At 51.1% G+C, this 15,239-nt stretch carries 13 protein-coding genes; 7 read left to right on the top strand and 6 right to left on the bottom strand.

What is annotated here, in order from left to right:
* Nucleotides 1-94 precede the first annotated feature (94 nt).
* A complete protein-coding gene (locus Q4E40_RS06205) occupies nucleotides 95-964 on the top strand; it encodes a universal stress protein (protein WP_303410755.1) in 870 nt (289 codons plus the stop codon).
* Between the two features lies 1 nt (nucleotide 965).
* Here the strand turns inward: Q4E40_RS06205 and Q4E40_RS06200 are convergent, their stop codons facing one another.
* Nucleotides 966-1,865, bottom strand: coding sequence for an ATP-grasp domain-containing protein (locus Q4E40_RS06200; protein WP_303410754.1), 900 nt, complete (start codon nucleotides 1,863-1,865; stop codon nucleotides 966-968).
* 138 nt (nucleotides 1,866-2,003) lie between these two features.
* On the opposite strand from Q4E40_RS06200, the gene Q4E40_RS06195 reads away from it, so the two are divergent.
* The 4 genes from Q4E40_RS06195 (at nucleotide 2,004) to Q4E40_RS06180 (ending at nucleotide 4,540) form a co-directional block, all read left to right on the top strand.
* On the top strand, nucleotides 2,004-2,654 hold the full coding sequence (locus tag Q4E40_RS06195) for a hypothetical protein (RefSeq protein WP_303410753.1): 651 nt from the start codon (nucleotides 2,004-2,006) through the stop codon (nucleotides 2,652-2,654).
* A 68-nt stretch (nucleotides 2,655-2,722) separates the two neighbouring features.
* Nucleotides 2,723-3,175, top strand: a complete 453-nt coding sequence (gene dtd, locus Q4E40_RS06190; protein ID WP_303410752.1) for a D-aminoacyl-tRNA deacylase — start codon at nucleotides 2,723-2,725, stop codon at nucleotides 3,173-3,175.
* 94 nt (nucleotides 3,176-3,269) lie between these two features.
* Nucleotides 3,270-4,196: a hypothetical protein gene (locus Q4E40_RS06185; protein ID WP_303410751.1), complete on the top strand. Its 927-nt coding sequence runs from the start codon at nucleotides 3,270-3,272 to the stop codon at nucleotides 4,194-4,196.
* A 17-nt stretch (nucleotides 4,197-4,213) separates the two neighbouring features.
* On the top strand, nucleotides 4,214-4,540 hold the full coding sequence (locus tag Q4E40_RS06180) for a nucleotide pyrophosphohydrolase (protein ID WP_303410750.1): 327 nt from the start codon (nucleotides 4,214-4,216) through the stop codon (nucleotides 4,538-4,540).
* Nucleotides 4,541-4,826: 286 nt separating this feature from the next.
* Here Q4E40_RS06180 and Q4E40_RS06175 read toward each other — a convergent pair whose 3' ends face one another.
* The gene (locus tag Q4E40_RS06175) at nucleotides 4,827-5,552 is read right to left on the bottom strand and encodes a 2-phosphosulfolactate phosphatase (RefSeq protein WP_303410748.1); all 726 of its coding nucleotides are present in this window, start codon (nucleotides 5,550-5,552) and stop codon (nucleotides 4,827-4,829) included.
* Nucleotides 5,553-5,644: 92 nt separating this feature from the next.
* Entirely contained in the window at nucleotides 5,645-6,733 is a 1,089-nt protein-coding gene (gene gcvT / locus Q4E40_RS06170) for a glycine cleavage system aminomethyltransferase GcvT (protein WP_303410747.1), read from the bottom strand.
* Between the two features lie 403 nt (nucleotides 6,734-7,136).
* Between gcvT and Q4E40_RS06165 the strand changes: the two genes are divergently transcribed.
* Nucleotides 7,137-8,606, top strand: a complete 1,470-nt coding sequence (locus tag Q4E40_RS06165) for a sensor histidine kinase (protein ID WP_303410746.1) — start codon at nucleotides 7,137-7,139, stop codon at nucleotides 8,604-8,606.
* Nucleotides 8,607-8,652: 46 nt separating this feature from the next.
* Nucleotides 8,653-9,087 carry a response regulator gene (locus Q4E40_RS06160; RefSeq protein WP_303410744.1) on the top strand — a complete coding sequence of 145 codons (435 nt, stop codon included), beginning with the start codon at nucleotides 8,653-8,655 and terminating at the stop codon, nucleotides 9,085-9,087.
* A 3-nt stretch (nucleotides 9,088-9,090) separates the two neighbouring features.
* Here Q4E40_RS06160 and Q4E40_RS06155 read toward each other — a convergent pair whose 3' ends face one another.
* The 3 genes from Q4E40_RS06155 to Q4E40_RS06145 form a co-directional block, all read right to left on the bottom strand.
* Nucleotides 9,091-9,708 carry a ribonuclease HII gene (locus tag Q4E40_RS06155; RefSeq protein ID WP_303410742.1) on the bottom strand — a complete coding sequence of 206 codons (618 nt, stop codon included), beginning with the start codon at nucleotides 9,706-9,708 and terminating at the stop codon, nucleotides 9,091-9,093.
* Nucleotides 9,709-9,801: 93 nt separating this feature from the next.
* Entirely contained in the window at nucleotides 9,802-11,382 is a 1,581-nt protein-coding gene (locus tag Q4E40_RS06150; RefSeq protein WP_303410740.1) for a RagB/SusD family nutrient uptake outer membrane protein, read from the bottom strand.
* 18 nt (nucleotides 11,383-11,400) lie between these two features.
* Nucleotides 11,401-14,526 (bottom strand): SusC/RagA family TonB-linked outer membrane protein, encoded by a 3,126-nt coding sequence (locus tag Q4E40_RS06145; RefSeq protein WP_303410739.1) that lies wholly within the window; start codon nucleotides 14,524-14,526, stop codon nucleotides 11,401-11,403.
* Between the last annotated feature and the right edge of the window lie 713 nt (nucleotides 14,527-15,239).

Below are 15,239 nucleotides of genomic sequence, written 5' to 3'. Positions count from 1 at the left end.
CGCAAATATCCTGATTCTATACCTGTTTAGCGGCCAGGGCCTGTACCTGCACGTGTCTGGCTGCGTATAAAGGGGCCTACTCAAACCTGCTAACATGTTTCGGATTCTCACACCTGTCGATTTTTCAGAAGGCTCTAACAAGGCCTGCCACTATGCGCTGCAGCTTGCGGCCGGCGTTCCCGGGGCCAGGTTGTTGGTGCTCCACTGCTTTCAGGATTACCTGGCTGATGCGGTGCCTGCCAGCGCTGCCAACCTGAACCCCTCGGAGCGGCTGGCGGAGGGTGTGCTGCACCGCAACGAAACCGAGGCACTGGAGCAACTCGAAGTGCTCTATGAAGAGTTAAAGCAGAAGGCCCGCAGCATGGGCAGCAGTTTGCACATCGAGCGGACCTTTACCCACGGCCTGCCAGAAGAGGAAATACCCGAGCAGGCGGAGCGCTTCCGCCCCGCCCTGGTCATCATGAACACCAAAGGCGAGTCGAGCTTCGGACGGGCAGTGTTTGGGACCGTATCAACCAAGGTGATCGACGAAGCGAGCGTGCCTGTCCTGACAATACCGAATCAACACGATGGCGCTATACCTGGCCGCATCCTCTACGCCACTGACATCGGCAAGACGGACGTGGCCGACATAGACCGCATCCGGCAGTTGTTCGGCCATCTGCAACCCATGATCTACTGTGTGCACATTTCGGACGATCCGGAGGAAGACCGGGAAAAACTGCTGGCGCTGCAACAGAACCTACAGCAGAGCGCTCCCGAAAACGACATCCGCTATGCCCTGCTCGAAGGGGAGGATGTAGCCCAATCCCTGCAGGACTTTGCCCGCAGCGAAAACATCGACCTGCTGGCCCTGGCTACCCAGGAGCGTGGCACGCTTGAATCGCTCTTCAACCCCAGCCTGGCCAAGAAAATGGTGCTGCACGCACCGCTGCCCGTGCTCGTGTTTCAGGGCAAGGTATAGGCTATGACCTGGCGGCAGGCTGCTCTGTCAATTCCAGGAAAGCCTGGTAGTAGCGCTCCAGGGCTCCCTCGCTTGTGCTCAGGAACAGGAAGGGCTCGATCAGTTCAAGTTCCATCAGCACCAGTTCGCCGTTCAGTTCCACCCCATCCACACGGGCATACAGGCAGTCTTGCGCAAACTGCTCAGCAATAGTAGTGGCCGTCTGCAGCATGCCGGCTGGAGGCGTTGGCGTATGCACGCTCCCTCCAAAAAAGTGCTGCACCCGGAAGTCGCCCGGCCTGGCTTTTTTGAGTACCGCGTGGCTATACCTGCCGTTGAAGAAAATGAAGGACCACTCACCCTGCGTTTTGATCTCCTCAAGGAAAGGCTGCGCCAGAAAAGGCTCTTCCTGCAGCAAGGCGTTGATGCGGGCTGTGTAGTTGCCGGCCTCGGCTCTGCTGATGGCCAGGGTGTTCTTGGCTGCCCCGCTCACGCGTGGTTTCACGATGATCTTCTCCTGCCCGATCGCCTCGAACACGCTGTCAGGATCGAAGGTGCTGCTCTGCTCCAGCCACACGGTGGGCACAATCGTAACACCTTGCGTCTGCATGTCTTTAAAGTACTGCTTATCAGCATTCCAGCGCAGCGTTTTCACCGGGTTGAGCACCCTGCAGCCCAGTGCCTCCAGCTTGTTGAGCCAGGTATAGAAGGTGTTTATTTTATCGAAGTAATCCCAGGGCGATTTGATGATGAGGGTGTCAAAGGCGGTCCAGTCGACCTGGGCATCGTCCCATACCTGAAAAGAAATTTTGTGGCCTTTTTCGGCCAAAAAACGGTATAGGCGCTCATCTTCGCTGTCGGCGTTGGTTGTATAATCGCCCAGGCTCTGGCAAGTGACCAAAGCTATTTGTTGTAATGACATAAATGCGGATATTTGCCGCAAAATTATGCTTTCTCATCCGCAGAATCTACAGAATAAATTTCCATTTAAACAAAACTTTAAGAACGTCTGTTCTCGTATGAAAAGTATAATCTGCTTCCCCGCTTTTTAACTGCCACCATGTTACATCTTTTCAGCCTCAGCCCACGATACAGGTACAGCCTCTCTGTACGCCTGCTGGTCCTGCTGTTGCTGATCAGCACCACCGCGGGCGCCTGCAGCTCGGAGGGCACGCATGAAGAGCAAACAGAAGAACCCCGGGAGCGCAGCCGGAAACAAATGGAGCCCGACACGCTGCTGGCCCGTCGCCAGCCAAGCGGCCCGCCTTCCACCATCGATTTTCTGGGTAACCCGTTTCTGTCCGACTACCGCCAAAGCAAAAAGCTGGACGCCTACTTTGCCCGCATCAACGCCGACTTCACCCTTGATGCCGACCCGGTAGAGAACATGCACCGCCCTGCTATCACGGACACGATCTATACTATCCGCTTTGGGGAATCGGTGATCGAGCTCTATGCCCCTAGCCAGACCGGTGACCTGTTGCTGCAGGTGGCTGATATCCGCAATGCAGGTATAGCCCTGCGCAACAACATGAAGGTGGGCATGGGCCAGCCCGAGCTGATGACCAAACTCAAGAACTTTGACGTGCGCATCCTGCAAACCAACTCCGAGATCGTGGCCACTTCGGTAGAAGGCGCTCCTATTTCGCTGCGCTTCTTCCTGAAAAACGGTAAAGTGAACCGGATCAGGTATGAGGGCTATGTGGATTAGGCAGCCGCTGGCCAAGGTATAAATAACTCAGAAACCCTACCTTTGCTGCTGAACCAAAGGTATACCTTATGCGCATCGTTGTCCAACGCGTTACCCAGGCATCTGTTACCATCGATAATCAAATAAAGGGCGATATCGGCCTGGGCCTGCTGCTGCTTGCCGGCTTTACCAACGACGATACCGAAGAGGACCTGAAGTGGATCGCCAACAAGGTGGTGCAGCTCCGCATTTTTAGTGATGCCGACGATAAAATGAACCTGAGTGTGCAGGACGTGCAGGGCGATGTCTTGGTGATCAGCCAGTTCACGCTTTACGCCCTCACCAAAAAAGGCAACCGCCCTTCTTACATCCAGGCGGCTCCTCCTGCGGTGGCGATCCCTTTGTATGAGCGTTTTGTGGCGCTGCTGGAAGAGGCCCTGGGCAAGAAAGTGCAGACCGGCGAGTTCGGTGCCGATATGAAAGTAGCCCTGCTCAACGACGGGCCGGTTACGATTACCATCGACTCCAAAAACCGGGAATAAACCGCCCCGAATATTTCTGAGGCAGTCTGGAAAAGCAAAAGATATAACAGCTATATTTCTACCTGAATCAGCTATACCTCATCGGACGGTTTATATGAAAGCTATACCTTACCTGGCAGCGTGGCTGCCGCAACTCCTTGGCTGGCTGCTGCTTTGCGCCTTCTTGCTGACAGGTATAGCAACCGCAGCTCAAGCCCAGACCGACACCACACTCACCAAAAGCGTGGTGGGCAAGCGCTGGATCGTGGAAACCCGCGACGGCTCTGTCATTCAGGGTATCTTTTTGGGGCAAACGGATGGCGGCATCCGCCTGCAAACCGATAGCGCCGGCGAAATCCTGATTCCGCATACCCAGATCAAAAGCACCCAGATCATTGACGACAGCCGCATGCACGACGGTGCGTATTGGTTCGAAAACCCCAACGCAACCCGCTACCTCTTCTCTCCGTCTGCCTTCAGCCTCAAAAAAGGGGAAGCCTACTACCAGAACACTTACCTCGTACTCAACTCATTTAACATCGGCATCACTGACAACATCACCATGGGTGGTGGTTTCGAGCTGATTTCTACTTTCTCCGGTACACCCGCTTTTTACCTCACGCCAAAGGCCACGTTTGAGATCAACAACAAATGGCGGGCCGGTGGCGGCCTGCTTTACATGAATGTGATCGGGGTTGGAGAAGACTTCTCGGGCTTAGGAATAGGCTATGGTATTGTGACCTATGGCAACTCCGACGACAACGCCACATTAGGTATGGGCTATGGCTTTGTAGATGGCGAACTTTCTAGCAAGCCTGTTATCACCCTGAGCGGTATGAAGCGATTGAGTAGTCGGATTGGGGTTGTTTCCGAGAACTGGCTGGTACCTTGGGATAGCTACTATGGCGTGTTCTCATATGGCATCCGGTTTATGGGAGAGCGCCTGACGGTTGACCTGGCTTTTATTAACAACCGTGATATTGCCGAAGCTATACCTATTGGGGTGCCTTATGTGGATTTTGTCATTAAATTTGGCAAATAACCAAAGGCCCTATACCTATGACCATCGCCGAAGCCCAAACCATCGTTGACAACTGGATCAAAGAGAACGGAGTTCGCTATTTCAACGAACTCACCAACATGGCCATCCTGACAGAGGAAGTGGGCGAAGTGGCCCGCATCATGTCCCGGCAGTACGGCGAGCAGTCGTTCAAGAAAAGCGATGAGGGCAAGCAACTATCCGACGAGCTGGCCGATGTACTCTTCGTGCTCATCTGCATCGCCAACCAGACAGGTATAGACCTGACCGAAGCCCTCCGCAAAAACCTGGAAAAGAAAACCAACCGCGACAGCGAACGACATAAGCAGAACGAGAAACTGAAGTAAGTTTGGGAGTTAGTGAGTTAAGGAGTTTGAGAGTTATGACGTGTAAGTTTACTCTTAAATCACAGAGGCTTATGGTAAAATACTCCTGCCTATACCTGTCCAAGAACAAAAAAGCTGGTGCCTCTGCTTTTGCAGAAGCACCAGCTTTTTTAATGCGCGATCAACATCTCGCGTAGGCCTTAGAAAAACACAGCGCTGTTTTTACAAATTCGTGCACGATTCGGACAGGTCGCAACCTGTCCCTACACGTCCTTCATCACCCGAATTCCCAAATTTTCTACCTTTCTTACTTTTTTACTTCCATACTCTTAAGGTCTACCAGCCTGTCCCCTTTCCAGACGGGTAGCACGTTGTAGGTGTCGTGCTGGAGGCAGAACTCAATGTCTTTGTGGATTTCGAGGTTTTCGAGGCGGCGCACGTGGGAGGATTGACGCAGGAAAGCGACCATATCGTCTTTGGCAGCGTGGTACAGGTATAGCGAGGCCAGGGTGGCGTCGTTCTCAAATTCAAATTCGCCCTGCAGCCGCTCGGCCAGCGCACCGGCAAACAGCGTGTCTTCGAGATTGAACTTACCTTTCCAGCCGGCGCATACTACCAGCACATCCAACTGCAAACCGCGCAGGTGCTCCGCTACAGCTTCCAGGTTTAGAAACGCGCCCACCACAATCTCCTCGGCAGTCTCCGACAAACGGATGGCACGAGTGCCGTTGGTGGTCGTGATGGCCACGGTGCGGCCTTGCACCTGTCCGTTCATGTAAGCGAAAGGAGAATTGCCCAGATCGAAACCCTCAGCCTTGATACCGTTACGCTCAGCCGCGGTCAGGCAGCCCTGCTCTGCGTAGGAACGGCACTCCTCCAGCTCCATCACAGGTATAATATCGGTGGCGCCATGCGCAAAGGCTGTCACCATCGTAGAGGTAGCACGCAGAACATCCACCGCCACCACTGCCTTCCCCTCTAGTTCATACAAGTGCAACAGCTCCGGGCTGTAACACACATCTATACTTGGCATTTATTTAAATTGCTAAATGGTTTAATGGTTAAATTGTTAAAAAGCTCGGCACTGCGAACAACCAATTAACAATTTAACCATCAACAATTAATCTACTTCTTCACAAACGGCGGTTTCACGATCTGGCCTTTCATGTCTTTGTTGCGCACGCGTACAAATACTTCGGTGCCCGGCTTGCTGTATTCGGTCTGCACGTATCCCATCCCGATGCCTTTGCCCAGCGACGGTGACATGGTGCCGGACGTTACTTCACCGATCTGCTCGCCTGCGGCGTTCACGATCTCGTAATGCGCTCTAGGTATAGCCTTCTCCAGCATCTCGAAACCAACCAGCTTGCGCTGCACACCGGCTGCCTTTTGCTCTTTCAGGTTCTCAGCATTCACAAATTCCTTATCGAACTTGGTGATCCAGCCCAGACCAGCCTCCAGAGGAGAAGTCGTGTCGCTGATGTCGTTGCCGTAGAGGCAGAAGCCCATTTCAAGGCGCAGCGTGTCGCGGGCCCCCAGTCCGATCGGCTTGATGCCATGTTCTTTGCCCGCTTCCATGATCGCGTCGAATACCTTTTTGGCGTCCTCGTTCTTCACATAGATCTCAAATCCGCCGGAACCGGTGTAGCCTGTGGCAGAGAGTATAACATCAGGCACACCGGCAAATTCTCCCTTCTCGAAGCTATAGTAAGCCATGCTGCCCAGGTCCACTGAAGTAAGCGAAGTAAGCGCCTCTACCGTCTTCGGTCCCTGCACGGCAAACAGCGACATCTCATCCGAAATATTCTCCAGCTCCGCCCCTTTGGTGTTGTACTTGTTCACCCAGGCCCAGTCTTTGTCGATGTTGGAGGCGTTTACCACCAGCATGTACTCGTTTTCGGCCATGCAGTACACCAACAGGTCGTCTACGATGCCGCCCTCCTCGTTCGGGAAGCAGGAGTACTGGATCTTGCCGGGCGTCAGTTTAGAGGCATCGTTTGTGGTGATGCGCTGGATTAGGTCGAGTGCGTGCGGTCCTTTCACCATAAACTCGCCCATGTGCGACACGTCGAATATACCGACCGCATTGCGCACCGTGTTGTGCTCATCCAGATCGGACGAGTAGCGCACCGGCATGTTGTATCCAGCAAAAGGCACCATCTTCGCTCCCAGCGACTCGTGCACATCATTCAAAGCTATTTTCTTGAGTTCCATATCAGATTTGATTGCTATAAAGTAGATGCCCAAAATTAAGTAAAATAAAACCGCTTCCGAAATTTTATGCAGGAACAAGATTTGTATAGCTTAAACGCTATTTCTCGGGGGAATTTCCTACCCCTGTCCTCCCGAAGGCCTTTATCCACACCCCTTTGTGCATAACCTTGCAAAGGCCGGTGCGTACATCCACCCGACACTTTTTTAGCCAAAAGGAATGCCATTTACTTCTCACCACCACTTAGCACACAGGATATGTGTGCCCGCCTCATTTTTGCCCAGACAGCCAGCTGCTACGCGTTTTGCCCTGCCTTTTAGGTTGCTTAGCGTCCTTTTTACTAACTTAGCAGCATATCGTCTGTCTTATCAAAAGCTCAGTCTGGCGTTCATCAGATAATATTCCATGAAGCTATCCACCAAGCTGTTTATCGGGTTCGTCCTGATGTCACTGCTTTTCACCACCGTTGCCATCGTGAACTTCAGGTTGTCGGAGGATGTGATCGAAAACATGCGCTGGGTATCGCGCTCTCAGATCGTGGTCCGCAACTCTGCCTCCCTGCAGCGTAACATTATCGACATGGAGGCGGGTTTGCGGGGCTACCTGCTCAACGGAAACGAAGTATTCCTGGAGCCTTACCACGAGGCCAAACGCATCCTCCCCAGGCTGCGCGAAGACGTCAGAAGCTATACCGCTTCCGAGAATCAGCAACTCAGACTCGATAAAATCATTACCACGCATGACAACTGGATAGTGCAATATGCCGAGCCGCTCATCCAGATGAAAAGAGGCGACACGCTTGAGTACTCGTCCCGGGCCTTCGACAGGAAGCTCGATACGCTGGTGTTGGGCGAGAAAGTACTGATGGACACCATCCGAAGCGACTTCCGTGTGTTCAACTCTCATGAGTATACCTTGCGGGGAGAAAGAAATGACCGCCTGAACACCAGTATCAATACTACAAGGCAAGTGTCCATCGTTCTTACCGTACTGTCGGTACTACTGGGCCTGGGCTGGGCGCTTTACATTACCCGCATCATCTCTAACCGCATCATGAAGATGGTGATGCTGGCCAAAAAGATTTCGAAGGGAGAATACCAGACCCAGATCGTGGACACGTCCAATGACGAACTCAGCCAGCTCTCGTACTCCCTGAACAGGATGTCGGCCACGATTGACGAGACGTTCTCGGAGCTGGATCGCAAGAACAAGGAACTGGATCAGTTCGCCTATGTGGTATCGCATGACCTCAAGGCGCCATTGAGAGGTATAGAAGTGGCCTCGCGGTGGGTGGAGGAAGACATGGGCCAGACCCTGCCTGACAACATCAAGGAGTACCTAATGATGATGCGTGTGCGTGTACACCGCATGGAAAACCTGATCAACGGTATACTGGCCCTTGCCCGCGTGGACCGCAACAGTTATGCGCAGGAGATGGTGGATGTGCAGCAGCTACTGACCGAAGTAACAGATATGGCATCGCCACCGCGGGATTTTACCATTGAGATCGGGCCTGACATGCCGCACGTTTATACAGAGCGGGTGCATTTACACCAGGTTTTCCTCAACCTGATCTCAAATGCCATCAAATACCACCATCGCCAGGAAGGCCGCATTGACATCACCTGCCAGGAGTCGGAGAACTTCTATACCTTCTCGGTGTCGGACGACGGGCCAGGTATAGAACCGCAGTACCACGAGCGTATCTTCGTGATTTTCCAGACCCTGCAGGAGCGTGACGCGGTAGAAAGTACGGGGGTAGGTCTGGCCATCGTGAAAAAGATTGTAGAGCACCATGGAGGCAATATTTGGGTGGCCTCCAGCCCCGGCCAAGGGGCAACATTCAGTTTTACCTGGCCGAAAAATCAGGTATAATTGAAATAATTATATTAGCTTTGATCATTGAATTTCCAAAAGTGCTATGATAAATAAAGACGTTAATATCCTTTTAGTAGAAGATGACTACCTGGATATTATGAATGTAGAACGTGAACTTAAGAAAATAGGCATTACACACCCAACCCATGTAGCCCGCAATGGCCGTGAGGCGCTCGATATGCTGCGCGGGACCGGTGTGCCCAAAATATCTCCTGCCCCTAGCGTCATTTTGCTCGATATCAACATGCCGCGCATGAACGGGCTGGAGTTCCTGGCCGAACTGCGCCATGAGCCGGAGTTCAGTCACATCCCGGTTTTCATCATGACCACCTCAAACGAAGAGACGGACCGTATGGCAGCCCAAAAGCTGAATGTGGCAGGCTATATCGTAAAGCCGATGAGCTTCGAGAACTTCGAGAACAGCCAGTCCTCTCTCGACAATTTCACACTGTTCCTGGACCTTATAAAGCTTAAATAAGCCTTAACGCTCTTTATCGGGGAACAGCAGCAACTGCTCTTCTGACAGCAGCCTGAAAGATTGGCGGTGGTGTTGCGTAGTTCCAAACTGCGCAATGCTATTGCGATGCTCTTTGGTGGGATATCCTGCATTTCGCTCCCAACCATACGCGCTGTGCTCTTTTGCAAGTGTACACATCAGCTCGTCGCGGTGCGTTTTGGCCAGCACAGAGGCCGCCGCAATAGACAGGTATTTTCCGTCCCCCTTTACAATACAGGTATGGCGCAGCCCTTCGTATACCTTAAACCTGTTCCCGTCCACCACCAGGTACTCCGGCTCCAGGCTTAGCCCCTGTATGGCCCGGTGCATCGCCAGGTAGGTTGCCTGCAGGATGTTGATGCGGTCGATCTCAACGGGGCTTGCCTCTCCTATAGCCCAGACCACCGCATCCCGTACAATATCAACCCGCAGTTGCAGCCGTTGCTTATGGCTCAGTTGCTTCGAATCGTTCAGCAGCGTGTGGCTATAGTCTGGTGGCAGTATGACGGCAGCGGCCACCACAGGGCCCGCCAGGCAGCCGCGGCCAGCCTCGTCAATACCTGCTTCTAAGGTATAGCCACTGTAATTTGGTAGAAGTGCCATGGTGTATAGAGAAGTTCGTGTAGCAAAAATAAAACAAAAAGCCCTGTCAACTTACGCTGACAGGGCTTTTTAAATTTATACTATCCGGTAGGCTTAGTATCCAGGGTTTTGCTGAGCAGCTAACACAGGGTTAGAAGAGATCTCAGAGATTGGAATTGGCCAGATGAAACGGAAGTCTTCATAAGGAATGAAAGGTATAGTAGTAGCCGGGAACGCACCGCTAGCCGCACTGTACTGCGGGATATGGTTAGAAGTAGAGGCTACCTTGGCAGGTATACCAGCCGGACCAAACTTACCTTCTTTTGCCAGACGGTGGATGTCTTTCCAGCGCAAGCCTTCACCTACGAACTCGATACGGCGCTCATTCACAATTGCTTGTGTCAGGGCATCGCCAGTCAGACCTGTGTATGTTTCGCTGGTAGAGCGGCCACGAACTGCATTCAGCAGCGCCAGCGCTCTGTCATTGTTACCCAGTCTTGACTCAGCTTCAGCCACGTTCAGCAACACTTCAGCATATCGAATGATTGGTGACCAGTCGGTCTGCGTCTGTGCATCTCTGTACTTTCTTGTGAAGATCGCACGGGAAGTAGTTGTGATGATTTGGCGGCGAGCATCGTTTGCCGGCCAGAAAGTGGCGTTCCAGATAAGTGGGCTGATAGCTACCAGACCACGGCCACCTGAACCAGCAAAATACATCTGACCCAAAGACCCGTTTACACTGGCGTTATCATTCGCTGTGTTCATGAACGAGAAGATTGACTCAGTATTGCTTGAGTTGCTTGCCCATGGGGCGTCAGGTGAAGCGGTTAGAGCGTAACCACCAATTGGACTTGTGAAAGTCGTAGTACCAGTGATTAACTTGTTTCCTTCCGTAACTACACCTTGCCAGTCTTGCATATGCAGTTTCACGCGAGACTTAAGTGCGATAGCTGCACCTTTGGTTGCTCTTGAAATTTTAGCGCCGGCCGCACGTGTATCAGGCAGGTTAGCTTCGGCATAGTCCAGGTCTGCCAGGACCGCAGCGTAACCTTCTTTTACTGTGTTTCTACCCTGCTGTCTTGCCTCTTCTACACGGGCCGGCGTGTTCACCGGAATCGTTCTGATCGGAACGCCCGGGTGTGATGCATCGGCTGTGTGGTTGTAAGGACGCGCGAAGTGCACCAGCAACTCGTGGTTAGAGAGGGCACGCAACATACGAACCTCACCCAGGTAAGCATTGCCTACTTCAGGAGTGATCAGACCATCCGCTACAGCTTTCTCTACACCCTCGATTACGATATTGGCTTTGTTGATAACCGAATAAAGCGTTTCGAAGTGGTACACGTTGTTAGCAGAGGCCGCATTGTAGGTTGAACCGTACGTGATGGCGTAAAACGCCTCCAGGTTCAGCATGTCCTCACCGCGGTTGTCTCCCTGCTCCACATGCGCCGCACCAAACGGATAACCACGTACGGCACCACCGGCATAGAAACCGGATTGAGCTGCGTCATATACACCAGCTACCGCCAGTTCTACACGCTCAGGAGTCGTAAAGGCACTCGCTTCTGTAAGTCTGTCGAAAGGATCAAGTTCTACAACCTCCTTTTCGCACGAAGTCAGCATCAGGGAAAAGCACACCGCAGGGGCGAGCAACGCTAACTTCAGTTTATTTTTGATGAATGATCTATTTTTCATTTTAAGGGAATTAAGAAATTAGAAGCCAAGGTTTAAACCAACTGTGAACACACGCTGCTGCGGCTGGCCGTTAAAATCAACACCCAAGTTGTTGTTGTTCAGGTTAGTATAAGTTTCTGGGTCAAGACCAGTGTAGTCAGTTATCACGAAAGCGTTCTGCACCTGAGCGTAAATTCTCAGACGATCCACACTAATACGCTCTGATAGTGTCTTAGGCAGTGTGTAGCCAAGCGACAGGTTGCTCACTTTCAGGAAGTCGCCACTCTCAACGAAGCGAGAAGAAGCCTCACCGTTTGTGTTCATGAAGTTACCGTAGTTAGCACCAGCGGCCAGTTTAGGAGTCTGTCCATCACCTGGGTTTTCCGCAGACTGCCATCTGCCAAGAACCTCACGACCGTTGTTCTCAAACGCCATCGTCAAAAGGTCCTGACGCGTACGGTTCATGATCTTGTTACCGCCTGAGAAACGCACGAACACGTTAGCATCGAAGTTACCCAGTTTGAAGTTGTTGTCGAAACCACCGAACCACTTAGGCAGTGTAGTACCCAGGATCACTTTGTCAGCAGATGACAGTGAGGACTGTGCTCCAAGCGCGTTTGGATTAGCTGGGTCGTAACCGTAGTATACGTTAGCAGAACCACCGTTGCCAGAGATGTTACCCTGTACCAGCGAGCCATCGCCTTTGCGGTAGATTGGGTTACCGTTTGCTTTGTTCACGCCTTCGAACTGGTAGCCGTAGATCGAGTTGATAGACTCTCCTTCGCGGTGGATGGTGTATTCATACACGATGTCCTGACCGTCAACCAGCGCTTTCACTTCGTTATTCTGAGTAGAGAAGTTGAAGTTAGAGTTCCAGCTGAAGTTAGACTTGTCGATTACTGTACCAGAGATCGAGAATTCGATACCGTCGTTGTCAACGCGACCGATGTTACGGGTGATAAAGTTGTTAGGCACACCCAGTGATGGAGGAGTTGGCGCCTGAAGAACGATATCGGAGTTATTCTTCTTCCAGTAAGCCAATTCCAAGTTCAGACGACCGTCGAACAAGCCCAGGTCGATGCCAAAGTCAGTGATCTTCTGAGCTTCCCAACGCAGGTCAGGGTTACCTGTGTTACTGAATGCGATACCGTTGAAAGTACCGTACTGAGCAGCACCGAACGAACCCAGGTATGGATAGTTACCAGAGATGCCGTTGTTACCCACCTCTGCCCAGCTACCACGCAGTCTCAGGTCAGAAATAACGCTAAGAGCAGATGAGTTTTTGAAGAATGCTTCTTCAGAGATTCTCCAGGCTGCAGACACACCAGGGAAATAACCCCAACGGTTCTCAGGAGAAAGCTTAGAAAGACCGTCAGCACGCATGGAGGCACCAATGTAGTACTTGCTGGCATAGTTGTAGTTGAAACGGCCCAGGTAAGAAGCAAGACCATTCTCACCAATACCACCGAAAGCAAACTGGTTAGCAAAAGCGCCAGATACCAGGTTTTCGTTGAAGAAACGGTCAGAAAGACCTGTACCTTGCGCCTGGAAGAAAGTGGATCTGGTTTTGTTGTATTCCTGTACAGCAGTCACGTCCAGGTTGTGCACCTCATTGAACGACTTGTTGTAGCTCAGGATGTTCTGCCAGTTCCATGCTTTGATTGGAGAGTAGGCCTGTGAAACGATACCGCCAGAACCCTGACCGTCACCATGACGTGGGTCGTTGAACAGGAAGTCGTCTACCAGTGTTAAGTCAGCACCCAGCTGTGTTCTGAAACGCAGGTTATCAACCAGTTTAAAATCCAGGAACACGTTACCCAGACCACGGTAAGTAGTTGCTTTACGTACGTTGTTATCCAACACGAAACGGATGTTTGGAATACCGTTTGCAATCGTACCCAGGTTCGGACCACGACCGAGTGATCTGTTGTTCTGATCATCAATGTTATACCCAGTTGGGTCATTCGGATCAAGTGCCGGCACGTTAGGGTGCATACGGATCACACCGAAGATGTTACCGGAAAGGTTGTTAGAGCCAGTAAGCGGACCAGAGTTGATCTGGTTGGTCAAACCAGCCTGTAAACCGAAATCAAGGAAGCTGGTTACTTTAGTCTGCAGGTTTGTACGAACTGAGTAACGCTCCAGGCTGTTAGCACGGCCAATACCTTCCTGGTTTGAGTAACCAAGAGAGAAGTAGTAGGTTGTTTTATCAGTACCGCCGCTTGCAGAGAATGCATGGCTCTGCTGGAACGCAGTACGGAATACTTCCTTGTTCCAGTCAGTATCAGCATCACCCAATACAGCAGGAGAAGACTGACCAAGGTTAGCATATTTCTCGTTCGTGATTTCAACGAACTCACGTGCGTTTAGCAGGTCGTGTAGTTCAATAGCTTTGGCAGAACCTGCCCAGCCATCGTAAGAGAACTTAGCCTGGCCTGATTTACCACGTTTCGTTGTGATCAGGATCACACCGTTAGAAGCACGTGAACCGTAAACCGCTGTAGCAGCACCGTCCTTCAAGATCTCGAATGACTCGATATCGTTCGGGTTAATGTCAGCAAGTGCGTTTGAGGGCGTGAAACCACCCAGGTTACCAGACGTAGCAGGCACACCGTCAATTACGATAAGTGGCTGCGTGTTGGAAGAGATAGAGTTTACACCGCGGATGTTGATCTTTGGAGGAGCACCCAGGATACCGGATGGCTGCGTGATCTGCACACCAGAAGCACGACCTGCCAGCTGCTGGTCAAAAGATGGTGTTGCCATGTTGGCAATTGTCTCACCTTTTACCTGCGCGATAGAGCTGGTTACGTCTTTTTTCTGCTGTGTACCATAACCAACCACCACAACTTCATCAAGTTGTCTCTGGTCGATCTCTAAAGTCACATTGATAGAAGCAGAAGTTCCAATCGGACGCTCAGTAGTTTTGTAACCGAGGAAGCGGAACACAAGCGTGTTTCCGTCTGCCGGCACACTAATAGAGTAAGTACCATCTGCGCCGGTCGCTGTACCGGAGCTAGTGCCCTTTACAAGCACTGCCACACCAGGAAGGCCTTGGCCAGTCGACTGGTCTGTCACAGTACCCGTAACAGTTTTGCCCTGCGCCACTGCCTGCTGCAGCAGAGCGAACACCAGCGCAAAACTCAATAGTAGTAGTTTTTTCATTGGTTTGTTAATTGAGTTGAAAGATAAATAGTAGTTAAGATTAAGGTTTAATAAGTAAGATTTACAATAAGCTTAGTCGCAATACTGGCAAGTACATAGGGGCCTTCTCTACGGCTTTTTCAAGACCGAATCAAAGTATGTTTGCCAGCAAGTGAATAGGAATAAAATAAGCCTATTTAGCATTTAAATAAACTTTTTACACTATTTGATTGCTCCAAACTAAGCATAATTTTTTAATATATACAAAACTGCAAATTAAAATTCTGATCCCCTATCTGCGTATTTTTCAGTAGTTTACACCTTCGTCTTATGTTATTACAAATCAACCCAACCTTAAGACAACCAAGATAATCTGCAACTAATTGACTGTCACAACTATTTTAGATATACTCTCTTAAGTTCTTATCAAAATAATACTAGTCCCACCAAAATAGCTTAAATACCATTTTCCATAAGTGACTCTTTTACAATGTTATAACACACACCGGTTGTGATGATGGAAAAGCCTGTCGGCGAGGGAAACCATCACCTAAATAAGTAGGGTAGGATATACCACTCTAAGTATGGCTTAATGGTATCCATTTGATCCTCGGATTAGCCTATGCTGCCCCTCAAACTGAGTCACGCCGACCAGCGATTTATTTCCCAGATCACTTGGGTACTGCATGTCAGTCGTAAATAAAAATCACAGTCAATCTCCTACTCTACTGCTA

The sequence above is a fragment of the Pontibacter coccineus genome (assembly GCF_030546575.1).
Lineage (GTDB): Bacteria > Bacteroidota > Bacteroidia > Cytophagales > Hymenobacteraceae > Pontibacter > Pontibacter coccineus.
Note: the sequence above shows the minus strand (reverse complement) of the source record. Positions and strands in the feature narration are given on the sequence as shown.

Excerpts from the sequence above, each read along its gene's own strand:
- Q4E40_RS06205 (WP_303410755.1), top strand. The coding sequence starts at position 95 with ATGTTTCGGATTCTCACACCTGTCGATTTTTCAGAAGGCTCTAACAAG.
- Q4E40_RS06200 (WP_303410754.1), bottom strand. The coding sequence starts at position 1,865 with ATGTCATTACAACAAATAGCTTTGGTCACTTGCCAGAGCCTGGGCGAT.
- Q4E40_RS06195 (WP_303410753.1), top strand. The coding sequence starts at position 2,004 with ATGTTACATCTTTTCAGCCTCAGCCCACGATACAGGTACAGCCTCTCT.
- dtd (WP_303410752.1), top strand. The coding sequence starts at position 2,723 with ATGCGCATCGTTGTCCAACGCGTTACCCAGGCATCTGTTACCATCGAT.
- Q4E40_RS06185 (WP_303410751.1), top strand. The coding sequence starts at position 3,270 with ATGAAAGCTATACCTTACCTGGCAGCGTGGCTGCCGCAACTCCTTGGC.
- Q4E40_RS06180 (WP_303410750.1), top strand. The coding sequence starts at position 4,214 with ATGACCATCGCCGAAGCCCAAACCATCGTTGACAACTGGATCAAAGAG.
- Q4E40_RS06175 (WP_303410748.1), bottom strand. The coding sequence starts at position 5,552 with ATGCCAAGTATAGATGTGTGTTACAGCCCGGAGCTGTTGCACTTGTAT.
- gcvT (WP_303410747.1), bottom strand. The coding sequence starts at position 6,733 with ATGGAACTCAAGAAAATAGCTTTGAATGATGTGCACGAGTCGCTGGGA.
- Q4E40_RS06165 (WP_303410746.1), top strand. The coding sequence starts at position 7,137 with ATGAAGCTATCCACCAAGCTGTTTATCGGGTTCGTCCTGATGTCACTG.
- Q4E40_RS06160 (WP_303410744.1), top strand. The coding sequence starts at position 8,653 with ATGATAAATAAAGACGTTAATATCCTTTTAGTAGAAGATGACTACCTG.
- Q4E40_RS06155 (WP_303410742.1), bottom strand. The coding sequence starts at position 9,708 with ATGGCACTTCTACCAAATTACAGTGGCTATACCTTAGAAGCAGGTATT.
- Q4E40_RS06150 (WP_303410740.1), bottom strand. The coding sequence starts at position 11,382 with ATGAAAAATAGATCATTCATCAAAAATAAACTGAAGTTAGCGTTGCTC.
- Q4E40_RS06145 (WP_303410739.1), bottom strand. The coding sequence starts at position 14,526 with ATGAAAAAACTACTACTATTGAGTTTTGCGCTGGTGTTCGCTCTGCTG.